This window comes from Brevundimonas sp. GW456-12-10-14-LB3, assembly GCF_059424365.1.
This window is the reverse complement of record NZ_JBWKZJ010000004.1, coordinates 64,924-89,163: the sequence shown is the minus strand read 5'-3', so window position 1 is coordinate 89,163 and position 24,240 is coordinate 64,924. Positions and strand designations below refer to the sequence as shown.

Here is a 24,240-nt window from a genome sequence, read left to right as displayed (position 1 = left end):
TACAACATAGGAAAGACCGAGATGAAACTCGACAGCAGCATCGCCGCCGTGGTCACGGGCGGGGCGTCCGGCCTCGGCGAAGGCACGGCCCGCGCCATCGCCGCCACGGGCGCCAAGGTGGCCCTGTTCGATCTGAACGCCGAAAGGGGCGAGGCCATTGCCGCCGAGATCGGCGGCGTCTTCTGCCAGGTGGACGTGACCGACGACGCCTCGGTGGCCGCCGCCTTCGAAAAGGCGCGCGCCGCCCACGGCCAGGAGCGGCTGACCGTCAACTGCGCGGGCATCGCCACCGGCATGAAGACCGTCTCGCGCAAGAAGGACACCGGCGAGATCAAGGCCCACGACATGGCCCAGTTCGAACGCACCGTGCGGGTCAATCTGTTCGGCACCTTCCGCGTCCTGTCGCAGTCGGCGGCGGGCATGGTGACCCTGGAGCCCATGGCGGACGGCGAGCGCGGCCTGATCGTCAACACCGCCTCGGTGGCGGCCCAGGACGGCCAGATCGGCCAGGCGGCCTATTCGGCCTCCAAGGGCGGGGTCTACGCCATGACCCTGCCGATCGCGCGCGACCTGGCCCAGGAAGGGGTGCGCTGCAACACCATCCTGCCCGGCATCATGTGGACGCCGATGATGGCCGGCATGGACCAGAAGATTCAGGACAGCCTGGCCGCCGCCATCCCCTTCCCCAGCCGCCTCGGCACTCCCGCCGACTACGCCTCCCTGGTGCTGGAGCTGGCGCGCAACGTCTATATCAACGGCGAGTGCATCCGTCTGGACGGGGCCATACGTTTGGCGCCGCGCTGACATTTTTAGCGCGCTATCGCTCGCCGCGCGGCGGCTCGCTGCTTGAGCGCGAAGCCCTCATGCGGCGAGCGTGGGGGCGTCCCGGCTTCGGCCGTTTAGGCGTGAATCCGGCTCAAGCAGCGCGAAGCGCGATAGCCGCAAAAAAGAGCTTGCGGTCCGCCGCAACCCTCCGCTATACGCCCCCTCCTCGACGGGGCGCACACTTAGCGCCTTACGGATTGCGGGCGTAGCTCAGTGGTAGAGCACAACCTTGCCAAGGTTGGGGTCGGGCGTTCGAATCGCCTCGCCCGCTCCATGTCGGGATGCAAAATCAGGGGCCTGTCGTTCTCGGCAGGCCCCGATTTTTTGCCTGAAACCCAACGATGTCTCAGAGCAGGGCGGCCGCCAGCGTCAGGGCGCCGAGGCCCAGAGACAAGGGTAGCCGCAGCCCCAGCCAGCCCTCGGGCGTCAGGCCCAAGGCCTTCAGCCGGAGATCGACCAGGACGCTGAGGGCGATGAAGCCGCCCAGCAGGCCCAGCGACAGTCGGAGATCGCTCTCGCCCGCCGCGAGGGGCCAGGCCGCAGCCAGGGCCAGCAGCGACGGAAGCACCGCCACGCCCCAGACCCAGGCGGGGGCCTTGCCGCGCGCGGCCGCCGCCAGTCCCCACCAGACCCCGCCCAGGAAGCTGAAGATCAGGGCGGCGTAACCAAAGGCCAGACCCAGGGCCAGGGGGCGCAATTCGGCCCCGCCGCCGACCAGCAGGGCGACCGCCGCCGCCTGGGGCAGCAGGCCCGAGAAGCCCAGCTGGCGGGCGAGGGAGGGAAGGCGGGCGGGGGCGTTCGTGTCCATCTCGATCCGGCGTCTGTGCGGGGAGGCAAATCCGATCCCCGGCGCCGGTTCGTATATCACGATCACCGCGCGCCGCGCCCTCCGGAAGCTCTCCTCCCCGATGATCCGACGTTCAGCCCGCCCCGCGCCCTGTTCTGAACCAAGCCGATGAGCCGGCTGGTCGTCTGGCACGACGGGGCCTGTCCCCTGTGCCGCCGCGAGATCGTCCTGATGCGACGGCTGGATCGCCGCGGCGTCATCGAATTCGTCGATGTGGCGGGCGACGGGGATGTCGCCTGCCCGCTGGATCGCGAAACCTTGCTGGCCCGGTTTCATGCACGCGAGGAGGGCTGGAGGCGGCCTATCGCCTGTTTCTGAAGGTGCGGCCCCGGCTTCAGGCCCTGGCGCGAAGGGCAGGTTGAGGCGTGGCGGTTCTGAGACTGGTGCTGGGCGATCAACTGTCGGACAGGCTAACCGCCCTGGAGGGGCTGGATCCGGCCGCCGACACGGTGCTGATGGCCGAGGTGCGCGACGAGGCGACCTATGTCCGCCATCACAAGCAGAAGATCGCCCTGGTCTTCGCCGCCATGCGGAACCACGCCGAACGGCTGAGGGCTCGGGGCGTGCGGGTGCGCTATGTGGCGATCGACGATCCGGACAACAGCGGCTCGATCACCGGCGAACTGGCGCGGGCCCTGGATGCGGGCGTCTATGACCGCGCCGTCCTGACCGAATGCGGGGAATGGCGCCTGGCCGAACATCTGGCGGCCTTCGCCGAAGGGGCGGGCCTGCCCGTGGAGATCCGCGAGGACCGGCGGTTCCTGTGCTCACACGACCGGTTCCGGCGCTGGGCCTCGGGCAAGTCGCAGCTGCGGATGGAGTTCTTCTATCGCGAGATGCGGCGCGCGACCGGTCTGCTGATGGACGGCGATCAGCCGGAGGGCGGGCGCTGGAACTATGACGCCGAGAACCGCAAGAAGGCGCCGCGCGGGGTTAGGCCACCCAAACGCCTGCGCATCACGCCCAACGCCATAGCCCAGGGGGCCATGGCGGACGTCGCCTGCCTGTTTCCCGATCATTTCGGCGCCCTGCACGACTTCGGCTGGCCGACGACGGCCGAGGAGGCCGAGACGGTGCTGGAGGATTTCCTGGCGAACATCCTGCCCGGCTTCGGCGACTGGCAGGACGCCATGGCGGAGGATCAGCCGTGGATGTGGCACGGGCTGATCTCGACGTCGTTGAACCTGGGCCTGCTTGATCCGGTGGACGTCTGCCGCCGGGCCGAGGCGGTCTATCGCGCCGGACGGGCGCCGTTGAACGCGGTCGAGGGCTTCATCCGCCAGATCCTGGGCTGGCGGGAGTTCGTGCGCGGAATCTACTGGCTGAAGGCGCCCGAATATCGGGCAAGGAACTTCCTGGACGCGGACCGGAATCTGCCCTGGTTCTACTGGTCGGGCGAAACCGACATGGCCTGCGTGGCCGATGTGGTGAAGACGACGCGGGAGAACGCCTACGCCCATCATATCCAGCGGCTGATGGTGACGGGCAATCTGGCCCTGCTGCTGGGCGTGCATCCGGATGTGGTCGATGACTGGTATATGGCCGTCTACGCCGACGCCTATGAGTGGGTGGAGATGCCCAATACACGGGGCATGGCTCTGTTCGCCGACGGCGGGATCGTGGGGTCGAAGCCCTATGCGGCGTCCGGCGCCTATATCGACCGGATGAGCGACTACTGCGGCGGCTGTCGCTATGATGTGAAGAGCAAGAGCGGCGACGCCGCCTGCCCGTTCAACCGGCTGTACTGGGGCTTTCTGGAGCGGAATCGGGGCCGGCTCAGGGACAATCCGCGCCTGGCCATGCCCTATCGGACCCTGGACGGTTTTGGGGAGGCGAGGCGGGCGGCCCTGGCGGCGGAAGCCGAGGCGTGTCGCACCCCGCTGGGCGCGACGCCCAGGGACTGAGGGGCAGCTTGGCGGGAACCTCGACGGGAGCTGCGGGATTTGCTTGGCTGTTTCCCCGTTCGAGCCAGAGAGGTCGCCTCCATGATCGCCCTTCGCCGCCCCGCCTCCCGTCTTCCTGTCCGTCTGCTGGCCGCCGCCGTCGCGGCCTCGGCCCTGTCGGCCTGCGCCTATAATGAGGCGCTCGGTCGCAACCAGCTGCTTCTGGTCGACAACGCCGCTCTGGCTCAGCAATCGAACGCCGCCTGGCGCGAGGCGATCAGCAAGCCGGGCGTCCAGACCTCGGGCGCCCAGGTCGATCGCATCCGTCGCGTCGGCAACCGTCTGGTCCAGGCGGCGGGCCTCGGCGACCGGACCTGGGACTATGCGGTCTTCAGCGAGAAGAGCCCGAACGCCTTCGTCCTGCCGTCCGGCCAGATCGGCGTGACCGACAGCCTGCTGGCCCTGGTCCAGAACGACGACCAGTTGGCGACCGTGATCGGCCATGAGATCGGCCATGTCGTCGCCAACCACGCCGCCGAGCGGGCGTCGAGCCAGGCGGCGACTTCCATCGGCCTGGCGGCCGTCGGCGGGGCGGCGGGGCGTTACGGCGACGCGGTCAACGCCTATGGCGGTCTGGCGGCCCAGTACGGTCTGTTGCTTCCCTATTCACGGCGCGACGAGCTGGAGGCCGACCGGCTGGGCGTGGACTATATGCAGGCCGCCGGTTTCCGCCCGTCCCAGGCCGTGGCCCTGTGGCGGCTGATGGCGGCCCAGCGTCAGGCCAGCATTCCGCAGTTCGCCTCGACCCACCCGTCGGACGCGACCCGGATCGACCTGCTGCAGCAATATATCGCCGGCAAGGGCTGGAGCTGATCAGACCTTGATGTCGAGATAGGTCCCCGGACGCATGATCCGGGGCGGCTGTCCGTCGGTCGATGGCGAGGGCGGCGTCGGCCGCGTCGGGCTTGCGGCGGGCGTCTGAGGCTGGATCGGAGCAGCCTGGATCGGATTGGTCTGGACCTGGTTCAGGGCCGCACGGAAGAAGGCGGCCTGGGCGTTGCGCGCCGACGAGGTCTCGCCGCCGGACGGCGGAAGGGTCTGGGGCAAACCTGGACGAATCGCGCTCATAGCCAACCGTTAACGCATCGCGGGGCGACAATCGTTAACAAGATCTCAGGAAAGAAGGTTAATCCCGGCTTAACGGCTGCTTTTTGAAGGCGGAGCGCGGGCCGGCGCCTGCATGGAGGCGACCAGCCGCTCGATGTCGGCGTCGTTCAGCAGGGGGCCGGACTGTTTGGCGGTGATCCGGCCCATGGCGTCCACGGCGAAGGTCTCCGGCACGCCGGATATGCCCAGGTCCAGCCCGGCCCGACCTTCGCGATCGACCAGGACCATGGAATAGGGATCGCCCAGCTCGTCCAGGAAGGCGCGGGTGGCGACCGGCTCGTCCTTATAGGCCACGCCGACGACGGCGATCCCGCGCGCCTTGAGGGCCAGAAGCTTGGGGTGTTCGATCCGGCAGGGGGCGCACCAGGAGGCGAAGACATTGACCAGCATGGGCCGTCCCACCCCGGCGGTCTTCAGGTCCAGATTGCCCGGCCCGGCCGTGTCGCCCTCCAGCATGGGCAGGACGGTCTCGGGGATGGGCTGGCCGACCATGGCGTCGGGCTTGAAGGCCGGGTCGCGCTTCAGCGACCAGCCGGCGAACAGGGCGAACAGGGCGACCGCCACGACGAGCGGCAGCAGGGCCAGCCAGCGGTTCATTTTAAGGGCCCTATCGCGCTTTGCGCTGCTTGAGGACGCAGGGAGACAGCCGCGTCTGATGTCGCGCTCTGGTCTTTTTCCAGACGCTCGAGTTCCCGCTTCCATTTGCGCGAGGCGATCACGGCGCGGACCGTCAGGGCGGCCAGGACCAGGGCGCTGACGCCCCAGGCAGGCCAGACGAAGGCGGCGTAGGGCGCCATGTCGAGGTCGAGCATCTTAGGCCTCCAGCGCCTTTCGCGCGCGCAGGGACAGGACGCGGCGGCGGCGGATTTCGGTGCGGATCGCCGTCAGCCACAGGGCCGCGAACGACACCCCATAGGCCGCCAGCATGGTCAGGAAGGCGGGCAGATAGACCGGGTCTAGGCCCGAGGCGCCCGGCGTCAGGAAGCTGGCCGGCTGATGCAGGGTGTTCCACCAGTCGACCGAGAATTTGACGATCGGCAAGTTGATCAGCCCGACCAGGCCCAGGACGGCGGCGGCGCGGGCGCCCTTCTGCTCGTCGTCGATCGAGGCCCGAAGCGCCATATAGCCGAGGTAGAAGAGAAACAGCACCAGGACGCTGGTCAGGCGCGCGTCCCAGACCCACCAGGTTCCCCACATGGGCTGGCCCCACAGCGAGCCGGTGAACAGGGCCAGGGCCGTGAAGGCGGCGCCGGGCAGGGCGGCGGCCCGGGCGGCGGCGTCGGCCAAGGCGTGGCGGAAGACCAGGGCGAAGAAGCTGGAGACCCCGAGCGCCGCATAGGCCCCCAGGCCCAGGCTGGCGGCGGGCACATGGACGAACATGATCCGCACCGTGTCGCCCTGCTGATAGTCGGCGGGGACGGTGAAGCTGAGCCAGGTTCCGACCGCCAGCAGGACGGCGGCGGCCGTCCACAGCACCGGCGTCAGCGGGCCGGTGAAGCGCATGAACCGCTGCGGATTGGACAGGCCGAACATGGTGTCAGCGATTACGCGGCGGGACGGCGGCGGGCAAGCGGCGTGTCACGGCGTCCCCTAGCCTTGGGCGTTCCTGACCGCCGCCGCCCCGGCGAAGGCGGCGACGACCCCGGCGAACAGGACGTAGGCGGTAAGGAAGGCCAGGGCCGGGGCCGGCGACTGGCCGGACGCCGCCCGCTCCAGCGCCCCGGCCCCGAAGACGACGGGCGGGATGAACAGGGGCAGGACCACGACGGCGATCAGCAGGCCGCCCCGCCTGGCGCCCAGGGCCAGGGCGGCGCCCAGGGCGCCGGTCAAGGCGAAGCCCGCCCCGCCGATCAGGGCCGACAGGGCGGCCAGGGGCGCCAGCGAAACCGGCAGGCCCAGGGCCAGGGCGGCGACCGGCGCGGTCAGAGCCAGGGGCAGGCCGACGGCGACCCACTGGGCCAGGGCCTTGATCAGGACCACCGATTCCAGCGGCAGATGGCCGATGGCCAAAAGGTCCAGCGCCCCGTCCTCCAGATCCCGCTCGAACAGCCGCTCCAAAGACAGAAGCGAGGCGAGCGCCAGGGCCAGCCAGGCGATCCCGCCGGCCACCGGCGAAAGCGTGCGCGGATCGCCCCCCGCCGCCAACGGCAGGACGGCGGTCAGACAGACGAAGAAGCCGCAGGCCAGAAGCGGGCCGCCCCCGCCGCTCCAGGCCAGGTCCAGCTCCCGCTCCAGCAAGACGCGCGTCGCGCCCCGCAGGCCGGGCGGGCGGGGTTCGGAGTCAGGCCTCATTCGCCTGCTCCGACGTTGACACGGCGGGACGAGATCCCGATATTCCGCCTCGGAGGCTTTGTGACCGGAAACGGGAGCATTGCCTTTTTCAATTTCGCGGCCCGCCGGCGGGTCGCAGGTCTTTGATGACCTTAAACCCGGATTGCCATTCCCCGCTCGTGAGACGCCGGGCGAACCTGAGGTTCAACACCTCTTCGGAAAGGGGCGCCAGTTCAGCGCGGGCGGGCGCGTTCATGCCTCCCAGCCTTACGCCCCAACTGACCACATACGCCACAATGTCCGCCAACTGGACCAGGGTGGTCATATCGCTGTGGACGAAGAAGGGTTCGGGGATGATCAGGCGCGCGCGGGTCCGCCCATTCGCGGTGCGCACGAAATAGTTCGAGACCTGTCCCAGCAGGATGTGACAGGCGCTCCGGTCGATCTCGTCAAACACCAGATAGCCCATCGGCTCATCTTCCAGACCGTTCAGGAAGTAGAAGACGCGCTCAAACAAATAGGCGTAATCCTTCCGCAAGGCGCCTGCATCCTCCGGCCGGGGCGCGGCGCGGGGAACGATGGTGGCGAAGACCTGGGCGTTCTGGCGGCGCGCGAGCTGCAAAGCGAACCGGCAATAGGCGATCTTGGCCTGGCCCAATGCGGTTAGTCGTTCGCGCGTCGGATTTGCGCCGTCTTTCAGGGCTTCGTGCGCCAGCCGCGTGCGGGCTGCCGGGTCGAAAGGGGGCATCTGGCCCGCCAGACGATAGGTTTTGGCGTTGAGCAGCTTCTGAGCCTTGGCCTCTCGACCGTAGGCCTCAAACAGTCTCATGCCGAAGAAGTGGGCCTGGGCGTCGGACAGCTGGCGGATCAAGGGCCATATGCGCCGGTCTTCGACGCCGAAGGCGGCGAGAACCTCATAAGGCGAGGCTCTCTGATCCTGACCGGATTCGTCGATGAAGAAGGACCAGCTCACGCCAGACCTCCCAGGTCCAGGGTGCGGGCCGGGATCGGCAGGGGGTCGTGGACGGCGGCGAGGATCAGGCCGTCGGCGTCGAGATGACGGCGCATCTGGTCGGCGAAGACGGCGCGCCAGCGGGCGTCCAGCGGGGCCATGGGCTCGTCCAGCAGCCACAGGGCGCGCGGCGATCCGACCAGCCGGCCCATGGCCAGACGACGGCGCTGGCCGGCGGACAGGCGCCGAACCTCAAGGTCCAGCAGGGGCTCAAGGCCGAACGCCTCGACGGCGTGATCGAAGCCGGTCTGGGTGTGGCCCAGCCAGTCGCATTGGAAGCCCAGTTCCCGGCGCGCCGTGCGCCCGGTCTTCAGTCCGTCCTGGTGGCCGAGGAAATGCACTTCGCGCCCGCGCGCCAGATGGTCGTCCAGCCGATTGCCGTCGCCGTCGTGAAAGGCGATCTCGCCCGCGTCGGGGCGCAGCAGGCCGGCGACGGTCCGCAGCAGACTGGTCTTGCCCGCCCCGTTGGCGCCGGTCAGCGCCACGGCCTCTCCGGCGCGCAGATCAAGGCTCAGGCCCGAGAACAGGCGACGCTCGCCGCGTGAGACGGTCAGGCCGGAGAGGGTGAGGGCGTGGATCATGGCGCCGAACTTCTCCCTCCCCCGGCGGGGGACGGTGGTCGTGGAGCGACCGGCTGGGGGCGGCCCGCCAAGGATGCCAAGCGTTTGCAGGGCGATGTGTCGCCTGGCCCTCCCCACCCGGCCTCGCGTCGCTCGTCCACCCTCCCCCGGCGGGGGAGGGAGAGCCAGGTCGCTGTTTTGAGAACCTTTCTCAATGTCCACGTCGGGGGTGTGGACACATGGACGGTGCGATCCAGCGGGTCTATAGGCACGCTTGCCGCAGCAGGCTTTCGCCGCGCGCGCAGGGGCCCTGTGAGCCGCTGCGTCTGCCGCGCGAAGGCGCAACCGGATTGTCGGGCGGCGCTGACCAGAGGAAAACTCTCCATGCCGTCGATCGACAGCTTCAACACCCGCCAGGACCTTTCCGTCGGGCGCAAGAAATACGCCTATTACAGCCTTCCGGCCGCCGAGGAAGCGGGTCTGGCCGGGATTTCCCGCCTGCCGCGCTCGATGAAGGTGCTGCTGGAGAACCTGCTGCGCAACGAGGACGGCGTCTCGGTGACGCAGGACGACCTGAAGGCCGTCGCCGCCTGGGTCGAGAACAAGGGCTCGGTCGAGCACGAGATCGCCTTCCGCCCCGCCCGCGTCCTGATGCAGGACTTCACGGGCGTGCCCGCCGTGGTCGATCTGGCCGCCATGCGCGACGCCATGAGCGCCCTGGGCGCCGACGCCGCCAAGATCAACCCGCTGGTGCCGGTCGATCTGGTCATCGACCACTCGGTCATGGTCGACCACTTCGGCACGCCCAAGGCCTTCGGCCAGAACGTCGAGCGCGAATATGAGCGCAACATCGAGCGCTACAACTTCCTGCGCTGGGGTTCGTCGGCCTTCAACAACTTCCGCGTCGTGCCCCCCGGCACCGGCATCTGCCACCAGGTGAACCTGGAGAACCTGGCCCAGACCGTCTGGACCCTGGAAGAGGGCAAGAAGACCGTCGCCTATCCCGACACCGTCGTCGGCACCGACAGCCACACCACCATGATCAACGGCCTGGCCGTTCTGGGCTGGGGCGTCGGCGGCATCGAGGCCGAGGCGGCCATGCTGGGCCAGCCGATCCCGATGCTGATCCCGGAAGTCATCGGCTTCAAACTGACCGGCCGTCTGCCGGAAGGCACGACCGCCACCGACCTGGTGCTGACCGTCACCCAGATGCTGCGCAAGAAGGGCGTGGTCGGCAAGTTCGTCGAATTCTTCGGCGACGCCCTGCCGAACATGACGATCGAAGACCAGGCGACCATCGCCAACATGGCCCCGGAATACGGCGCCACCTGCGGCTTCTTCCCCGTCTCGGCCGCCACCATCGGCTATCTGACCGCCACGGGCCGCGACAAGACGCGCGTCGCCCTGGTCGAAGCCTACGCCAAGGCCCAGGGCCTGTGGATCGACGAGACCTCGGAAGACCCGGTCTTCACCGACGTGCTGGAGCTGGACCTGGCCACGGTCGTGCCGTCGCTGGCCGGCCCCAAGCGTCCCCAGGACCGCGTCGAACTGACCGCGGCCGCCCCGGCCTTCGAGACCGCCCTGACCGAGGTCTTCAACCGTCCCGCCGACGCCCCGCGCGCGGCCGTCGAGGGTGAAGGCTTCACCGTCGGCGACGGCGATGTGGTCATCGCCGCCATCACCTCCTGCACCAACACCTCCAACCCCTCGGTCCTGATCGCCGCCGGCCTGGTGGCGCGCAAGGCCAACGCCCTGGGTCTGAAGGCCAAGCCCTGGGTCAAGACTTCGCTGGCCCCCGGCTCGCAGGTCGTCACCGACTATCTGACCGACGCCGGCCTGCAAAAGGATCTGGACGCCCTGGGCTTCAACCTGGTCGGCTACGGCTGCACCACCTGCATCGGCAACTCGGGCCCGCTGGACCCGGCGATCTCCAAGGCGATCAACGACAACGCCCTGGTCGCCACCTCGGTCCTGTCGGGCAACCGCAACTTCGAAGGCCGGGTGAACCCCGACGTCCAGGCCAACTATCTGGCCTCGCCGCCTCTGGTCGTGGCCTACGCCATCGCCGGCTCGATGCGGATCGACATCACCAAGGATCCGATCGGTCAGGACAAGAACGGCAATGACGTCTTCCTGAAGGACATCTGGCCCACCACCCAGGAAATCGCCGACATTCAGCGCAAGTCGGTCACCCCGGCCATGTTCGCCAAACGCTACAAGGACGTGTTCAAGGGCGACAAGCACTGGCAGGCGATCAAGGTCGCCGGCGGCCAGACCTATGAGTGGGACGACGCCTCCACCTATGTGGCCAACCCGCCCTATTTCGACGGCCTGTCGATGGAGCTGACCCCGGTGCAGGACGTGGTCGAAGCCCGCGTCCTGGCCATCTTCGGCGACTCGATCACCACCGACCACATCTCCCCGGCCGGTTCGATCAAGAAGACCTCGCCAGCCGGCGTCTATCTGACGAACCACGGCGTCGAGGCGGCCGAGTTCAACAGCTACGGCGCCCGCCGCGGCAACCACGAAGTCATGATGCGCGGCACCTTCGCCAATATCCGCATCAAGAACCGGATCACGCCCGAGATCGAGGGCGGCGTGACGAAGCACTTCCCGTCGGGCGACACCATGTCGATCTATGACGCCGCCATGCGGTATCAGTCGGAAGGCCGGCCCTTGGTCGTCTTCGCCGGCAAGGAGTACGGCACCGGCTCGTCGCGCGACTGGGCGGCCAAGGGCACCCGCCTCTTGGGCGTTCGCGCCGTCATCGCCGAAAGCTTCGAACGCATCCACCGCTCCAACCTGGTCGGCATGGGCGTGGTGCCGCTGCAGTTCAAACAGGACGGCTGGCAGAAGCTGGGCCTGACCGGCGAGGAGATCGTCACCATCCGCGGCCTGTCCGACGCCAATGTCGGCAAGCTGCGCCCGCGTCAGGACCTGTGGGTCGAGCTGTTCCGCCCGTCGGACGGCAAGATGGCCCGCTTCCCGGTCCGCTGCCGCATCGATAACCAGACCGAGATGGACTATCTGCTGGCCGGCGGCGTCATGCCCTACGTCCTGCGCAACCTCGCGCGCGGCCCGGAAACCGAGGCGCCGATCGCGGCCGAATAGGCAGCGGTTCGCCGAGATACAAAGAGGGCCGGCGGAGCGATCCGCCGGCCCTTTTCGTTTGGAGCATCACTGGCCTGTTCGTCATTTGACGACTATATAGAAGTCATACGACGAACGGACCTCTATCATGACCGCACTCGACCTCTACGCCCGACCCGACGCCCTGCCGGCCAGCGACGCCGCGCGGATCGGCCGGCTTCTGGGTCTCGGCGACGCCGAGCCGCTGGACGATGTCGGGCTCGCCGATCAGGTGTCGCGTGGACTGAAGCCGACCTCCGCCGCCGCCCTGGGCCAGGTGATCGGCATGCCGCACGTCGTCGGCAGGCTGATCCCGGAGGCGACGTTGCGCCGGGCGCGGACGAACCGGAAGCCGCTGTCGCGCGAGATGAGCGAGCGACTTTACGAGGTCGGGCGGGTCGTCGACGCCGTCAGCCGCGCCTACCATGGAGACACCTCGGCCATCGTCCGCTTTCTGAACAGCCCGCATCAGCTGCTGGGCGGACGCACCCCCCTGGCGATGGCCCAGTCCAGCTCGGCCGGCGCAGACGCCGTCATCAATCTGATTCGTCGCGCCGACGCCGGTTTCGCCGTCTAGTCATGGTTCGCGTTCTGAGCGACGCGCTGAAGGCTTATCGCATCGGAGATCCGCGCGGAGAGCATCCCATCTGGAGCGACGGCGGCGCGCGTCTGGCGTCGGGGCGATGGCATGAGGCGGGCCAGCGGGTGATCTACGCCGCTGAACACTATTCTACAGCCATGCTGGAGAAACTGGTCCACTTCGGCGGAGAACTGCCCAACGGTCAGCACTATGTTGAAATCAGCGTGCCTGCGGGCCTGTCCTATGAGGTGGTCAATCCCGATCTCGTTCCCGGCTGGGCCGAGCCGGGCGGGGCGGCGGCGCGCGCCTTCGGCCGCGACTGGTTCATGCAGGGTCGTTCGGCCGTTTTGATCGTTCCGTCTGTCGTCGCCCGCATGGAGCGCAACTTCGTCTTCAACGCCGCCCACCCTGATTTCGGACGGATCGCGGTCGGACTCGAAGTCCCCGTCTGGTGGGACCGCCGGCTGTTCAGCTGACGCCCTCAATCCAGCTTCAGCGCCTCGGCCAGCAGCCGGGCCTCGGCCGCGCGGCTGGAGCCGGAGCGCCAGGCGACGACGATTTCGCGGTGGGGCGGGACGCCGTCGGCCTGGTTCTCGAAGGGGCGGATGACGACGGACGGGGTGTCGGCCAGGCCGGCTTGGACCGCCATCCTGGGCAGGAAGGAGACGCCGAGCCCTGAGCCGACCATCTGGATCAGGGTGTGCAGGCTGGTGGCGGCGAAGACGTCGTCGCCGCGCGGCGCCTCTATGTCCAGGGCCGCCAGGGCGTGGTCGCGCAGGCAATGGCCGTCCTCCAGCAGGATCAGGTCCTGGGATTTCAGCGAACCGGGACGGATCGGGCCGGGGGCCGCCAGGGCGTGGTCGGCCGGGGCGGCGGCCAGGATCTCGTCGTCGCCGATCCGGGCGTGTTCGATCCCCGGCGCCTCATAGGGCAGGGCGATGACGGCGGCGTCGATCTGACCCGCCTTGAGCGCGGCGATCAGACGCGGCGTCAGATCCTCGCGGATGAAGAGCTTCAGGTTCGGATAGGCCGTCTTCAGCGACGGTAATTTGGCGGGCAGCAGGAAGGGGGCGACGGTCGGGATGACGCCCAGCCGGAACCGCCCCGACAGCGGACGGCCGGCGTTCTGGGCCGCCTCGACCAGATCTTCGGTCCGGGCCAGGACGTCCTCGGCCCGGCGCACGGCCTCGGCGCCGACGGCGGTCATGATGACGGCGCCGCGCGCCCGCTCGACGACGGGGGCGCCCAAAATCCGCTCCAGTTCCTGCACCCCGGCGCTGAGGGCGGGCTGGCTGACGTGGGCGGCCTCGGCGGCGCGGGAGAAGCTGCCGTGTTCGGCCAGAAGCTTCAGATACTGGAGTTGACGCAGGGTAGGGAGCATGGCGCGATACATAGGCTCGGCCTATGCAAAATACAAAGACAATCGATTGGAGTTATTCTCGGCCGCGTGTCCAATATCCCTCACATCACAGGGGCCATTGAGGCGCGCCGCTTGGCGCCGTCTCGAAGCAGAAGGACACGCCGCATGACCACCGAAGCCAAATGCCCCTTTTCGGGCCGCACGACGGAGTCCGTCGCGGGCGGCGGCGTCCAAAACCGCGACTGGTGGCCGGGACAGCTGCGCGTGGACCTGCTGAACCAGCATTCTTCGCGCTCCAATCCCCTAGGCGAGACGTTCAACTATCGCGAGGCCTTCGCCAAGCTGGACTATGAGGCGCTGAAGGCCGACCTGCGCGCCCTGATGACGGATTCTCAGGACTGGTGGCCGGCGGATTTCGGCCATTACGGGCCGCAGTTCATCCGCATGGCCTGGCACAGCGCCGGCACCTATCGCGTCGGCGACGGCCGGGGCGGCGGCGGGCGCGGCCAGCAGAGGTTCGCCCCGCTGAACTCCTGGCCGGACAACGTCAATATCGACAAGTCGCGCCGTCTGCTGTGGCCGATCAAGCAGAAGTACGGCCAGGCGATTTCCTGGGCCGACCTGTTCATCCTGACCGGCAATGTGGCCCTTGAGACCATGGGCTTTCGCACCTTCGGCTTCTCCGGCGGGCGCGAGGACACCTGGGAGCCGGACCAGGACGTCTACTGGGGTCGCGAGACCACCTGGCTGGGCGGCGACGAACGCTATGTCCGCGGCTCGCACGGGGTGGACAAGCCGGCCGACGAAGCGGTTCTGGTCGCCGACGACACGGCCGACGGGGTCCAGCATACGCGCGATCTGGAGAACCCGCTGGCGGCGGTCCAGATGGGGCTGATCTACGTCAATCCGGAAGGACCGGACGGCAATCCAGATCCGGTGGCCGCCGCGCGCGACATCCGCGACACCTTCGCCCGAATGGCGATGAACGACGAGGAGACGGTGGCCCTGATCGCCGGGGGCCACACCTTCGGCAAGACCCACGGCGCCGGCCCGGCCGACCATGTCGGCCCCGAGCCCGAGGCGGACGAACTGGAGGCGCAAGGCCTGGGCTGGACCTCCAGCTTCGGCAGCGGCAAGGCCGGGGACGCCATCACCAGCGGCCTGGAAGTGACCTGGACCCAGACCCCGGCCCAGTGGAGCAACTTCTTCTTCGAAAACCTGTTCGGCTTCGAATGGGAGCTGGAGAAGTCGCCGGCCGGCGCCCACCAGTGGGTGGCCAAGGATGCGGGCTTCATCATCCCCGACGCCCATGATCCGACCAAGATGCGTCGCCCCACCATGCTGACCACGGACCTGTCGCTGCGGTTCGACCCGGACTATGAGAAGATCTCGCGGCGCTTCCTGAACAATCCTCAGGCCTTCGCCGACGCCTTCGCCCGGGCCTGGTTCAAACTGACCCACCGGGATCTGGGCCCGCGCTCGCGCTATATCGGGCCGGAAGTCCCCAAGGAGGAGCTGGTCTGGCAGGACCCGGTTCCGGCCGTCGACCATCCGCTGATCGACGCCGCCGACGCGGCCGTCCTGAAGGCCCAGATCCTCGCCACGGGTCTGAGCGTGTCCGAACTGGTCGGCGTCGCCTGGGCCTCGGCCTCGACCTTCCGCGGCGGGGACAAGCGCGGCGGCGCCAACGGCGCCCGCATCCGCCTGGCCCCGCAGAAGGACTGGGACGTCAACCAGCCTGAACAGCTCGACCGCGTCCTGAAGACCCTGGAGGGCGTCCAGTCCGCCTTCAACCAGGCCCAGGTCGGCGGCAAGAAGGTCTCGTTGGCCGATCTGATCGTCCTGGCCGGAAACGCCGGGATCGAGGCGGCGGCCAGGGCGGCCGGCCATGAGACGACCGTGCCCTTCAATCCCGGTCGGACCGACGCCGGCCAGGACCAGACGGACGTCGAATCCTTCGCCTATCTGGAGCCGGTCGCCGACGGCTTCCGCAACTATCAGAAGGCCCGCTACAGCGTCCCGGCCGAGGCCCTGCTGATCGACCAGGCCCAGCGGCTGACCCTGACGGCGCCGGAGATGACGGTGCTGATCGGGGGCCTGCGCGCCATCAACATCAATGTGCGCGGCTCGACCCACGGGGTGCTGACCGAACGGCCCGGCGTCCTGACCAACGACGTCTTCGTCAATCTGCTGGACATGGGGGTGAAGTGGACCCCGACCAGCCCGGCGCGCGACGTCTTCGAAGGCCGCGACCGCCAAACCGGCGCCCTGCGCTGGACCGGGACGCGCGTGGACCTGGTGTTCGGCTCGAACGCCGTGCTGCGCGCCTTGGCCGAGGTCTACGCCGTCGCCGACGCCCAGAAGAAGTTCGTCGAAGATTTCGTGGCGGCCTGGACCAAGGTCATGGAGTTGGACCGGTTCGACCTGCGCGGCTGATGGGGCGCAGAAGCAGAGGCGAAAGGGGGCGGACGTCGCAAGGCGTCCGCCCTTATCCTTGTCTGATGAACTGTCACGCATAGCCGTTAAACCGGGGCGACAGCAGGGGACGCCGCCATGACCACCATCGTAACGCTTCTGACGCCGGACTATGCGGATTGGGAGACCGCCCTGATCATGGCGGGCGCGCGCAGCCATTATGGGTTCGAAACCCTGTTCGCCTCTCCCGATGGGGAGGAGGTGGTGTCGGCCGGCGGCCTGTTGGTCGTTCCCCATCTTTCGATCGAAGACATCGACGTCGAGGCGGTGGACGCCATCCTGGTCAACGGCGGCTCCATCTGGCGTCAGCCCGGCGCGCCGGACGTCTCGGACCTGCTGCGTTGGGCGCATGGGGCGGGCAAGACGGTGGGCGGCATCTGCGACGGAACCCTGGCCCTGGCGCGCGCTGGGCTTCTGGACCAGAGGCCCCATACCGCCAACGGGCCCGACAGCCTCTCCATCACCGGATACGGCGGGGCGGCCCATTACCGCGACCAGCCTCGCGCCGTTCTGGCCGATCGGGTCGTCACGGCGGCGGGCACGGCGCCGGTCAGCTTCATGGGGGCGGTGCTGGACTCGCTGGGTCTGAAGAGCGCCGAGCTGGACGCCTATCTCAGCCTGTTCGGCGCGGAACACCTCGCCCCGGTCAGCGCAGCCTGATCTCGTACAGCTGGGGCCAGCGCTTGCCGGTGACGAACAGCCGCTTGCCCGCCGCGTCCCAGGCTATGCCGTTCAGGACGTCGTCGTTCGGGTCCAGGCCCGCGTCCTTGGGGACCAGGTCCGTCAGGTCGATGAAGGCCTTCACCACACCGGTCTCCGGGTCGATGCGGGCGATGCGGTTGTCCTGCCACAGATTGGCGAAGACCTCGCCGTCGATCCATTCCAGCTCATTGATCTGGTCCAGCGGCCGACCGTCGGCGGTGACGGAGATCCGGCCGGTCTCGGCCAGGGTGTCGGGATCGAGGAAGCGGATCTGATCGGTGCCGTCGCTCATGATCAGTCGGCGTCCGTCGGTGGTCAGCCCCCAACCCTCGCCCGGATAGGAGAAGCCGCCCAGGGGCGAGAAGTCCTCCAGCTTGAAGATGAAGCCGATGTGGTTGCGCCAGGTCAGATTGTAGAGCTTGCCGTTCAACGCGGCCAAACCCTCGCCGAAATAGACGGTGGGCAGGTCGCGCCGACGCAGGATTTCACCGTCCTGCAAACGCACCTGGCGCACCGACGACGGATAGAGGCCCGTGCTCTCGTAAAGGGCGCCCTCGTGGAAGAAGAGGCCCTCGGTGAAGGCCGTCCGGTCATGCGGATAGGCGCGCACCACCTGATAGGCCTGGGTCGGAACCTCGGCCTGAGCGGGCAGGGTCGCGCCCGCCGCCAGCAGCAGGCCGACGATCAGGCCGGCGAAGCGCAGGGGCGGGCGCGGCATGGTCAGGCGCCTTCGGCGGCGGCTTCCGCCTCGGCCTTGCGGGCGCGGGCCTCGGCGCGTTCGGCTTCGGCGCGGGCGGCCTCGGCCTTTTCCTTCTTGGAGGCGGAGCGACGGCCCAGCATGTTCAGGGCCTCGACCCCGGCCGAGAAGGCCATGGCGGCGTAGATATAGCCCTTGGGCACATGATAGCCGAAGCCGTCGGCGATCAGCACCATGCCGATCATCAGCAGGAAGCCCAGGGCCAGCATGACGACGCTGGGGTTGTCGTTGATGAAGTTCGCCAGCGGGTCGGCGGCCAGCAGCATCACCGTCACGGCGACCAGGACGGCGACGACCATGATGGGCAGGTGCTCGGTCATGCCCACGGCGGTCAGGATGGAGTCGATCGAGAAGACCAGGTCCAGCAGGATGATCTGGAAGATGGCCGCCCCGGCGTTGGTGATCATCACGTCCTTCTTGTCCATGACGTCATGGGTGGGCGTGGGATCGACCGTGTGGTGGATCTCCTTGGTGGCTTTCCAGACCAGGAACAGGCCGCCCGCGATCAGGATCAGATCCTTCCACGAGAATTCGTTGCCCGCGACGGTGAAGACCGGCTGAACCAGGCCCACCAGCCAGGCGATGATCGACAGCAGGGCCAGGCGCATGACCAGGGCCAGGCCGATGCCGATGCGCCGCACCTTCTGGCGCTGATGCTCGGGCAGTTTGTTCGACAGGATCGAGATGAAGATCAGATTGTCGATGCCGAGCACGACCTCCATCACCACCAGGGTCACCAGGGCCGCCCAGGCGGCCGGGTCGGAGAGAAGGGGCAGGATGCTGTCGAGCATGGAATGTCCAGGAGGGGAAAGGCGTCGGCGGGAACAGCTAGGCCCGGCTCAGGTTCCGATCAAGCGCGGGGGTGCGGCGCAATGGTCGCACCCTGGCTCACCGCGCGGCGAAGGTCACATCGACCACCAAGGGGAAGTGGTCCGAGATCACCTGGCCCGAAAAGGAGTCCGTCAGGACGCCGAACCTTTCCACCGCCAGGCGGCGATCGACGAAGACATGGTCGATGGGCGCCCCGTCCGCGGCCTTGGCGAGGTCGAAGCCGTTATAGGTGGTCGAAGGGCCGAAGACGACGGGGCTGACGGTGCGGGCGTCACGCAGGCCGGCCGACACGATCCGGCGATAGGGGGCGCTGTCGGGCCCGGTGTTGAAGTCGCCCAGCAAGACCACGGCCGCCGTTTCGCCCTCGGCGGTCGCAGGCGGCAGGTCCGCAGCCAGGGCGGCGCACTGTTCACGGGCGACCACGCCGACATGGTCGAAATGGGCGTTGCGGACGTCCAGCAGACGACCGTCGGAACGGTCGCGCAGCACCACCCGCGTCAGGGTGCGGGGCAGGGCCGCGTCCCAGCCCTTCGAAGGGCGATCCGGGGTCGGCGAACACCAGAGAGTCTGTTTGCGGACGACCTCGAATCGGTCGCGTCGCCAGAACAGGGTGGTGGTCTCGCCCCCCTCGGCCCCGTCGTCGCGACCCAGGCCGTAGTGGTCGTAGTCCGGCGCTTGTTCGGCCAGATAGGCGACCATGGGAATCAGGGCCTCCTGAACGCCCAGCACGTCCGGGGCGAAGAAGGCGATCTGACGCGCCATGTGCGGGCGCCGTTCGGGCCAGTTCGGCCGATCGTCAGGGGCGTCGTAGCGGATGTTGTAGCTCATCAGCCGGATCGGCTGTGGCTCGGGCGCTGCGAAAGGCTCGGCGCGGGCGGCGGCCGTTCCCGTCAGGACGGTGACGAGAGCGATCATCAGGACGCGGAACTTCATGGCGAATCTCTAAGACGACGAGAAGAAAGACGAATGTCGCACGGGGCTATGACCGAGGTGCGACGCCGGGTGCGGCTTCTTCACCCTTCACGCAATGTTGCGAGCGGCAAAACCCCGTGCTATCAGGCGCCCGGCTTGAAGGGGGCGTATTCACCAATACGGCCTCTGTCGTGCTTTCCGCAAGCATTTCAAGCTTTTGACCGTTGCGACCCTCGCAGTCGGTCGCGACCCTGACACAACGACCTCGGACCCTAATCAGTGGCTGATGATTTCAGAACGACGGAAGTCGGCGATCGCTACGCACAGGCGCTGTTTGATCTGGCGCTGGAAACCGGCCGCCTGGACGCCGTTCGCGCCGACGTCGTCTCGCTGAAGACCGCCTGGACCGAGAGCGCCGATCTGCGCCGCCTGGCGACCTCGCCGGTCATTTCGGCCGACGACCAAGCCAAGGGCCTGACCGCCGTCGCCGCCAAGGCCCGGTTCGAACAGAACACCGTCAACTTCCTGGGCCTGCTGGCCCAGAACGGCCGCGCCCGTGATCTGGCCGCCGTGATCGCCGGTTTCGAGCGCCTTTACGCCAAACACGCCGGGATCGTGGCCGCCGAAGTGGTCTCGGCCCAGCCTCTGGACGCCAAACAGCTGGCCGCGATCAAGACCGCGCTGAACAAGAGCCTGGGCAAGGCGCCGGAACTGACCACGCGGGTCGATCCGGCCATCCTAGGCGGCCTGAAGGTCAAGGTCGGCTCGAAACTGTTCGACGCCTCGCTGAAGACCAAGCTCGACCAGATGAAGTTCGCCCTAAAGCGCGCGTAAGCGCCGCCCCCGTCCACCCGATTGTCGGCGCCTGAACGGCGCAACCGCAAAAAGACTGAAGAACAGAGAGCCCGTCATGGACATCCGCGCCGCTGAAATCTCGGCCATCCTCAAGTCGCAGATCGCCAACTTCGGCGTCGAAGCCGACGTTTCCGACGTCGGCAGCGTGCTGTCGGTCGGCGACGGCATCGCCCGCATCCACGGTCTGGACAATGTCCAGGCCGGCGAAATGGTCGAGTTCACCAAGGCCGGCGTCAAGGGCATGGCCCTGAACCTGGAGCGCGACAATGTGGGCGCCGTGATCTTCGGCGCCGACGCCGCCATCGCCGAGGGCGACGACGTGCGCCGCCTGGGCGAGATCGTGGACGTGCCGGTCGGCAAGGGCCTCCTGGGCCGCGTCGTCAACCCGCTGGGCGAGCCGATCGACGGCAAGGGTCCGATCCAGTTCACCGAGCGCCGCCGCGTCGACGTCAAGGCGCCGGGCATCATCCCCCGCAAGTCGGTCCACGAGCCGATGCAGACCGGCCTGAAGGCCATCGACACCCTGATCCCCGTCGGCCGCGGCCAGCGCGAGCTGATCATCGGCGACCGTCAGGTCGGCAAGACCGCCGTCGCCGTCGACACCATCCTGAACCAGAAGAACGTCAACAAGACCGACGACGAGAGCGCCAAGCTCTACTGCATCTACGTCGCCATCGGCCAGAAGCGTTCGACCGTCGCCCAGATCGTCAAGACCCTCGAAGAGTCGGGCGCTCTGGAATACACCATCGTCGTCGCCGCCACGGCCTCGGAACCGGCCCCGCTTCAGTTCCTGGCGCCCTTCGCCGGCACCGCCATGGGCGAGTTCTTCCGCGACAACGGCATGCACGCCCTGATCGTCTATGACGACCTGTCCAAACAGGCTGTGGCCTATCGTCAGATGTCGCTGCTGCTGCGCCGTCCGCCGGGCCGCGAAGCCTATCCGGGCGACGTCTTCTACCTGCACAGCCGCCTCTTGGAGCGTTCGGCCAAGCTGAACGAGGACTATGGTTCGGGCTCCATGACCGCCCTGCCGATCATCGAGACCCAGGCCAACGACGTTTCGGCCTATATTCCGACCAATGTGATCTCGATCACCGACGGCCAGATCTTCCTGGAATCGGACCTCTTCTATCAGGGCATCCGTCCGGCCGTGAACGTCGGCATCTCGGTGTCGCGCGTGGGCTCCTCGGCCCAGACCAAGGCGATGAAGAAGGTCGCCGGCACCATCAAGGGCGAGCTGGCCCAGTATCGCGAGATGGCCGCCTTCGCCAAGTTCGGCTCGGACCTGGACGCCTCGACCCAGAAGCTGCTGGCCCGCGGCGCCCGCCTGACCGAGCTGCTGAAGCAGCCCCAGTATTCGCCCCTGTCGATGGAAGAACAGGTCGTCTCGGTCTACGCCGGCACGCGCGGCTATATCGACGGCATCGCGGTCGGCGACGTCGGCCGGTTCGAGAAGGAGCTGCTGGCGCGCATCCACGCCAACCACGCCTCGCTGCTGGAAGGCATTCGCACCAAGAAGGACCTGACCGCCGACCTTGAGGCCGAGCTGAAGGACATCCTGGCCGCCTTCGTCAAGACCTTCGCCTGAGTTCAACCGGATAAGCTGAGAGAGTAGCGCCGGATGGCCAGCCTCAAGGAAATGCGCAATCGGATCGGAAGCGTGAAAGCCACGCAGAAGATCACGAAAGCCATGCAGATGGTCGCCGCGGCCAAGCTGAAACGCGCCCAGGACCAGGCCGAAAGCGCCCGGCCCTATGCGAAGAAGATGGCCTCGGTCATCGCCAACCTGGCCGCCGGCGTCTCGGGCGCCGATGCGCCGCGCTTGCTGGCCGGCACGGGTCAGGACCAGCGTCACCTGATCGTGGTGGCGACGGCGGACAAGGGTCTGGCGGGCGGTTTCTCCACCAATGTCATCCGCGCCGCGCGCGAACGGATCAACAGCCTGATCGCGAACGGCAAGGACGTCCGGATCATCGCGGTCGGCCGCAAGTCGCGCGATCAGCTGTCGCGCCTGTACGGCGACAAGCTGGTCCGCACCTTCGAACTGAGCGAGCACAAGACGGTGGGCCTGCCCTCGGCCCAGCCCATCGCCGAAATGATCGCCACGGCCTTCGAGGACGGTCAGGCCGATGTGGTCACCCTGTTCTACAGCCAGTTCAGGTCGGTCATCTCCCAGGTCCCGACCGCCAAACAGCTGATCCCGGCGGTGGTCGAGGGCGACGCGGCCCCGATCGACCTGAACGGCGCGGTCTATGAATACGAGCCCTCGGAAGAGGAAATCCTCGAGACCCTGCTGCCGCGCAACCTGACGACCCAGATCCTGGCCGCCCTCTATGAGAACCAGGCGGGCTTCTTCGGGTCGCAGATGGCGGCGATGGACAATGCGACGCGCAACGCCGGCGACCTCATCAACGCCCTGACGCTGCAGTACAACCGCAAGCGCCAAGCCCAGATCACCACCGAGCTGATCGAGATCATCGCCGGCGCCGAAGCCCTCTGATCCCGACCGAACAGACATTCCGATACGGACCCCAGCCATGACCGACACCGTCGCCCCCAAGAAGCCCGCCGCCCGCAAGCCGGCCGCCAAGAAGGTCGCTCCCGCAGCGGCCCCCGTCTCCGCCGCCGCCACGGGCCGCATCGCCCAGGTCATCGGCGCCGTCGTGGACGTCGAGTTCGACGGCCATCTGCCGGCCATCCTCAGCGCCCTGCACACCCAGAACGTCGACCAGAAGACGGGCGAGCCCTTCACCCTGGTGCTGGAAGTCGCCCAACACCTGGGTGAGAACATGGTCCGCGCCATCGCCATGGACACGACCGAGGGCCTGACCCGCGGCCAGCCCGTCACCGACACCGGCTCCTCGATCCAGGCGCCGGTCGGCCCCGGCACCCTCGGCCGCATCATGAACGTCGTCGGCCAGCCGATCGACGAAGCCGGCCCGATCAAGACCGAGCTTTACCGTCCGATCCACAAGGAGGCCCCGAGCTTCGACGAGCAGTCGACCTCGGCCGAGATCCTGGTCACCGGCATCAAGGTCATCGACCTGATGTGCCCCTACACCAAGGGCGGCAAGATCGGCCTGTTCGGCGGCGCCGGCGTGGGCAAGACCGTGACCATGCAGGAACTGATCAACAACATCGCCAAGGCGTACGGCGGTTATTCGGTTCTGGCCGGCGTGGGCGAGCGCACCCGCGAAGGCAACGACCTGTATCACGAGATGATCGAGTCCAACGTAAACGTGGACCCGGCCAAGAACGGCGGTTCGACCGAGGGCTCCAAGTGCGCCCTGGTCTACGGCCAGATGAACGAGCCTCCCGGCGCCCGCGCCCGCGTCGCCCTGACCGGCCTGTCGATCGCGGAATACTTCCGTGACGAGGAAGGCAAGGACGTCCTGCTGTTCGTCGACAACATCTTCCGCTTCACCCAGGCCGGTTCCGAAGTGTCGGCTCTGCTGGGCCGCATCCCCTCGGCCGTGGGCTATCAACCGACCCTGGCGACCGAGATGGGCAATCTGCAGGAGCGGATCACCTCGACCAAGAAGGGTTCGATCACCTCGGTCCAGGCCATCTACGTCCCCGCCGACGACCTGACCGACCCGGCGCCCGCCGCCTCCTTCGCCCACCTGGACGCGACGACCGTTCTGAGCCGTGACATCGCCGCCCAGGCCATCTTCCCGGCCGTGGACCCGCTGGACTCCACCTCGCGGATCATGGACCCGCTGGTGATCGGCGAGGAGCACTATCAGGTCGCCCGTTCGGTTCAGGAAGTCCTGCAGCAGTACAAGGGCCTGAAGGACATCATCGCCATCCTGGGCATGGACGAGCTGTCGGAAGAGGACAAGCTGATCGTGGCCCGCGCCCGCAAGATCCAGCGCTTCCTGTCCCAGCCCTTCCACGTGGCTGAACAGTTCACCAACACCCCCGGCGCCTTCGTCGACCTGAAGGACACGATCCGCTCGTTCAAGGGCATCGTGGCCGGCGAGTACGACCACCTGCCGGAAGCGGCCTTCTACATGGTCGGCCCGATCGAAGAGGCCGTCGCCAAGGCCGAGAAGATGGCGGCGGAAGCCTGAT

General features: G+C 67.8%; 25 protein-coding genes and 1 tRNA gene. 14 read left to right on the top strand and 12 right to left on the bottom strand.

Features of this window, described 5'->3' with window-relative positions:
• Positions 1-21: 21 nt before the first annotated feature.
• Both AC07XS_RS03225 and AC07XS_RS03220 read left to right on the top strand, forming a co-directional pair.
• The gene (locus AC07XS_RS03225) at positions 22-804 is read left to right on the top strand and encodes an SDR family NAD(P)-dependent oxidoreductase (protein WP_182713394.1); all 783 of its coding nucleotides are present in this window, start codon (positions 22-24) and stop codon (positions 802-804) included.
• A gap of 220 nt (positions 805-1,024) precedes the next feature.
• A tRNA-Gly gene (locus AC07XS_RS03220) sits at positions 1,025-1,099 on the top strand.
• Positions 1,100-1,171: 72 nt separating this feature from the next.
• Here the strand turns inward: AC07XS_RS03220 and AC07XS_RS03215 are convergent.
• Positions 1,172-1,633: a DUF3429 family protein gene (locus AC07XS_RS03215; RefSeq protein ID WP_054764621.1), complete on the bottom strand. Its 462-nt coding sequence runs from the start codon at positions 1,631-1,633 to the stop codon at positions 1,172-1,174.
• 147 nt (positions 1,634-1,780) lie between these two features.
• Between AC07XS_RS03215 and AC07XS_RS03210 the strand changes: the two genes are divergently transcribed.
• The 3 genes from AC07XS_RS03210 to AC07XS_RS03200 all read left to right on the top strand — a co-directional run bounded on the left by AC07XS_RS03210 (position 1,781) and on the right by AC07XS_RS03200 (position 4,428).
• Complete coding sequence (locus tag AC07XS_RS03210; RefSeq protein WP_182713395.1) at positions 1,781-1,990, top strand: DCC1-like thiol-disulfide oxidoreductase family protein; 210 nt, start codon at positions 1,781-1,783, stop codon at positions 1,988-1,990.
• A gap of 47 nt (positions 1,991-2,037) precedes the next feature.
• Complete coding sequence (locus AC07XS_RS03205; RefSeq protein ID WP_182713396.1) at positions 2,038-3,576, top strand: cryptochrome/photolyase family protein; 1,539 nt, start codon at positions 2,038-2,040, stop codon at positions 3,574-3,576.
• Between the two features lie 81 nt (positions 3,577-3,657).
• Positions 3,658-4,428 (top strand): M48 family metallopeptidase, encoded by a 771-nt coding sequence (locus AC07XS_RS03200; protein ID WP_054764624.1) that lies wholly within the window; start codon positions 3,658-3,660, stop codon positions 4,426-4,428.
• On the opposite strand, the gene AC07XS_RS03195 is transcribed toward AC07XS_RS03200, so the two are convergent.
• From AC07XS_RS03195 to ccmA, 7 genes are all read right to left on the bottom strand, one after another.
• Entirely contained in the window at positions 4,429-4,662 is a 234-nt protein-coding gene (locus AC07XS_RS03195; RefSeq protein ID WP_152949420.1) for a hypothetical protein, read from the bottom strand.
• A 90-nt stretch (positions 4,663-4,752) separates the two neighbouring features.
• Positions 4,753-5,319: a DsbE family thiol:disulfide interchange protein gene (locus AC07XS_RS03190; protein ID WP_054764626.1), complete on the bottom strand. Its 567-nt coding sequence runs from the start codon at positions 5,317-5,319 to the stop codon at positions 4,753-4,755.
• Positions 5,316-5,534: a heme exporter protein CcmD gene (gene ccmD, locus AC07XS_RS03185; RefSeq protein ID WP_182713397.1), complete on the bottom strand. Its 219-nt coding sequence runs from the start codon at positions 5,532-5,534 to the stop codon at positions 5,316-5,318. The genes AC07XS_RS03190 and ccmD overlap by 4 nt, the downstream gene beginning before the upstream one ends.
• A gap of 1 nt (position 5,535) precedes the next feature.
• Positions 5,536-6,255, bottom strand: coding sequence for a heme ABC transporter permease (locus tag AC07XS_RS03180; RefSeq protein WP_182713398.1), 720 nt, complete (start codon positions 6,253-6,255; stop codon positions 5,536-5,538).
• Positions 6,256-6,312: 57 nt separating this feature from the next.
• Positions 6,313-7,014, bottom strand: coding sequence for a heme exporter protein CcmB (gene ccmB / locus AC07XS_RS03175; RefSeq protein WP_182713399.1), 702 nt, complete (start codon positions 7,012-7,014; stop codon positions 6,313-6,315).
• An 88-nt stretch (positions 7,015-7,102) separates the two neighbouring features.
• Positions 7,103-7,966: a DUF3800 domain-containing protein gene (locus AC07XS_RS03170; RefSeq protein ID WP_182713400.1), complete on the bottom strand. Its 864-nt coding sequence runs from the start codon at positions 7,964-7,966 to the stop codon at positions 7,103-7,105.
• Entirely contained in the window at positions 7,963-8,586 is a 624-nt protein-coding gene (ccmA, locus tag AC07XS_RS03165) for a heme ABC exporter ATP-binding protein CcmA (protein WP_182713401.1), read from the bottom strand. Before ccmA ends, AC07XS_RS03170 begins: the two co-directional genes overlap by 4 nt.
• Positions 8,587-8,949: 363 nt before the next feature.
• Here ccmA and acnA point away from each other — a divergent pair, with 363 nt between their 5' ends.
• The 3 genes from acnA (at position 8,950) to AC07XS_RS03150 (ending at position 12,750) form a co-directional block, all read left to right on the top strand.
• Positions 8,950-11,676, top strand: coding sequence for an aconitate hydratase AcnA (gene acnA, locus AC07XS_RS03160; protein WP_182713402.1), 2,727 nt, complete (start codon positions 8,950-8,952; stop codon positions 11,674-11,676).
• Positions 11,677-11,803: 127 nt separating this feature from the next.
• Positions 11,804-12,271, top strand: coding sequence for an antitoxin Xre/MbcA/ParS toxin-binding domain-containing protein (locus tag AC07XS_RS03155; RefSeq protein ID WP_182713403.1), 468 nt, complete (start codon positions 11,804-11,806; stop codon positions 12,269-12,271).
• Between the two features lie 2 nt (positions 12,272-12,273).
• The gene (locus tag AC07XS_RS03150; RefSeq protein ID WP_182713404.1) at positions 12,274-12,750 is read left to right on the top strand and encodes an RES family NAD+ phosphorylase; all 477 of its coding nucleotides are present in this window, start codon (positions 12,274-12,276) and stop codon (positions 12,748-12,750) included.
• Between the two features lie 5 nt (positions 12,751-12,755).
• Here AC07XS_RS03150 and AC07XS_RS03145 read toward each other — a convergent pair whose 3' ends face one another.
• Positions 12,756-13,655 carry a hydrogen peroxide-inducible genes activator gene (locus AC07XS_RS03145; protein ID WP_054766817.1) on the bottom strand — a complete coding sequence of 300 codons (900 nt, stop codon included), beginning with the start codon at positions 13,653-13,655 and terminating at the stop codon, positions 12,756-12,758.
• A gap of 144 nt (positions 13,656-13,799) precedes the next feature.
• Here AC07XS_RS03145 and katG point away from each other — a divergent pair, with 144 nt between their 5' ends.
• Together katG and AC07XS_RS03135 are read left to right on the top strand one after the other, a co-directional pair.
• Positions 13,800-16,070 carry a catalase/peroxidase HPI gene (katG, locus tag AC07XS_RS03140; protein WP_182713405.1) on the top strand — a complete coding sequence of 757 codons (2,271 nt, stop codon included), beginning with the start codon at positions 13,800-13,802 and terminating at the stop codon, positions 16,068-16,070.
• A gap of 117 nt (positions 16,071-16,187) precedes the next feature.
• Positions 16,188-16,769, top strand: coding sequence for a DJ-1/PfpI family protein (locus AC07XS_RS03135; RefSeq protein WP_054764634.1), 582 nt, complete (start codon positions 16,188-16,190; stop codon positions 16,767-16,769).
• Here the strand turns inward: AC07XS_RS03135 and AC07XS_RS03130 are convergent.
• The 3 genes from AC07XS_RS03130 to AC07XS_RS03120 form a co-directional block, all read right to left on the bottom strand.
• A complete protein-coding gene (locus tag AC07XS_RS03130; RefSeq protein ID WP_182713406.1) occupies positions 16,756-17,529 on the bottom strand; it encodes a glutaminyl-peptide cyclotransferase in 774 nt (257 codons plus the stop codon). The two genes, AC07XS_RS03135 and AC07XS_RS03130, sit on opposite strands and share 14 nt — an antisense overlap.
• A 2-nt stretch (positions 17,530-17,531) precedes the next feature.
• Positions 17,532-18,359: a TerC family protein gene (locus AC07XS_RS03125; protein ID WP_082382597.1), complete on the bottom strand. Its 828-nt coding sequence runs from the start codon at positions 18,357-18,359 to the stop codon at positions 17,532-17,534.
• 97 nt (positions 18,360-18,456) lie between these two features.
• Positions 18,457-19,332 (bottom strand): endonuclease/exonuclease/phosphatase family protein, encoded by an 876-nt coding sequence (locus AC07XS_RS03120; RefSeq protein ID WP_233455873.1) that lies wholly within the window; start codon positions 19,330-19,332, stop codon positions 18,457-18,459.
• A 258-nt stretch (positions 19,333-19,590) separates the two neighbouring features.
• Here AC07XS_RS03120 and AC07XS_RS03115 point away from each other — a divergent pair, with 258 nt between their 5' ends.
• The 4 genes from AC07XS_RS03115 (at position 19,591) to atpD (ending at position 24,239) form a co-directional block, all read left to right on the top strand.
• Positions 19,591-20,145 carry a F0F1 ATP synthase subunit delta gene (locus AC07XS_RS03115; protein WP_054764637.1) on the top strand — a complete coding sequence of 185 codons (555 nt, stop codon included), beginning with the start codon at positions 19,591-19,593 and terminating at the stop codon, positions 20,143-20,145.
• Positions 20,146-20,221: 76 nt separating this feature from the next.
• Entirely contained in the window at positions 20,222-21,754 is a 1,533-nt protein-coding gene (atpA, locus tag AC07XS_RS03110) for a F0F1 ATP synthase subunit alpha (RefSeq protein WP_182713407.1), read from the top strand.
• Positions 21,755-21,787: 33 nt separating this feature from the next.
• On the top strand, positions 21,788-22,666 hold the full coding sequence (locus AC07XS_RS03105; protein ID WP_182713408.1) for a F0F1 ATP synthase subunit gamma: 879 nt from the start codon (positions 21,788-21,790) through the stop codon (positions 22,664-22,666).
• A gap of 37 nt (positions 22,667-22,703) precedes the next feature.
• Complete coding sequence (gene atpD / locus AC07XS_RS03100) at positions 22,704-24,239, top strand: F0F1 ATP synthase subunit beta (RefSeq protein ID WP_182713409.1); 1,536 nt, start codon at positions 22,704-22,706, stop codon at positions 24,237-24,239.
• The last annotated feature ends 1 nt before the right edge of the window (position 24,240 follow it).

Coding starts and splice junctions, on each gene's coding strand:
- AC07XS_RS03225 (WP_182713394.1), top strand. CDS start 22: ATGAAACTCGACAGCAGCATCGCCGCCGTGGTCACGGGCGGGGCGTCC.
- AC07XS_RS03215 (WP_054764621.1), bottom strand. CDS start 1,633: ATGGACACGAACGCCCCCGCCCGCCTTCCCTCCCTCGCCCGCCAGCTG.
- AC07XS_RS03210 (WP_182713395.1), top strand. CDS start 1,781: ATGAGCCGGCTGGTCGTCTGGCACGACGGGGCCTGTCCCCTGTGCCGC.
- AC07XS_RS03200 (WP_054764624.1), top strand. CDS start 3,658: ATGATCGCCCTTCGCCGCCCCGCCTCCCGTCTTCCTGTCCGTCTGCTG.
- AC07XS_RS03190 (WP_054764626.1), bottom strand. CDS start 5,319: ATGAACCGCTGGCTGGCCCTGCTGCCGCTCGTCGTGGCGGTCGCCCTG.
- ccmD (WP_182713397.1), bottom strand. CDS start 5,534: ATGCTCGACCTCGACATGGCGCCCTACGCCGCCTTCGTCTGGCCTGCC.
- AC07XS_RS03180 (WP_182713398.1), bottom strand. CDS start 6,255: ATGTTCGGCCTGTCCAATCCGCAGCGGTTCATGCGCTTCACCGGCCCG.
- ccmB (WP_182713399.1), bottom strand. CDS start 7,014: ATGAGGCCTGACTCCGAACCCCGCCCGCCCGGCCTGCGGGGCGCGACG.
- ccmA (WP_182713401.1), bottom strand. CDS start 8,586: ATGATCCACGCCCTCACCCTCTCCGGCCTGACCGTCTCACGCGGCGAG.
- acnA (WP_182713402.1), top strand. CDS start 8,950: ATGCCGTCGATCGACAGCTTCAACACCCGCCAGGACCTTTCCGTCGGG.
- AC07XS_RS03155 (WP_182713403.1), top strand. CDS start 11,804: ATGACCGCACTCGACCTCTACGCCCGACCCGACGCCCTGCCGGCCAGC.
- AC07XS_RS03150 (WP_182713404.1), top strand. CDS start 12,274: ATGGTTCGCGTTCTGAGCGACGCGCTGAAGGCTTATCGCATCGGAGAT.
- AC07XS_RS03145 (WP_054766817.1), bottom strand. CDS start 13,655: ATGCTCCCTACCCTGCGTCAACTCCAGTATCTGAAGCTTCTGGCCGAA.
- katG (WP_182713405.1), top strand. CDS start 13,800: ATGACCACCGAAGCCAAATGCCCCTTTTCGGGCCGCACGACGGAGTCC.
- AC07XS_RS03135 (WP_054764634.1), top strand. CDS start 16,188: ATGACCACCATCGTAACGCTTCTGACGCCGGACTATGCGGATTGGGAG.
- AC07XS_RS03130 (WP_182713406.1), bottom strand. CDS start 17,529: ATGCCGCGCCCGCCCCTGCGCTTCGCCGGCCTGATCGTCGGCCTGCTG.
- AC07XS_RS03125 (WP_082382597.1), bottom strand. CDS start 18,359: ATGCTCGACAGCATCCTGCCCCTTCTCTCCGACCCGGCCGCCTGGGCG.
- AC07XS_RS03120 (WP_233455873.1), bottom strand. CDS start 19,332: ATGAAGTTCCGCGTCCTGATGATCGCTCTCGTCACCGTCCTGACGGGA.
- atpA (WP_182713407.1), top strand. CDS start 20,222: ATGGACATCCGCGCCGCTGAAATCTCGGCCATCCTCAAGTCGCAGATC.
- AC07XS_RS03105 (WP_182713408.1), top strand. CDS start 21,788: ATGGCCAGCCTCAAGGAAATGCGCAATCGGATCGGAAGCGTGAAAGCC.
- atpD (WP_182713409.1), top strand. CDS start 22,704: ATGACCGACACCGTCGCCCCCAAGAAGCCCGCCGCCCGCAAGCCGGCC.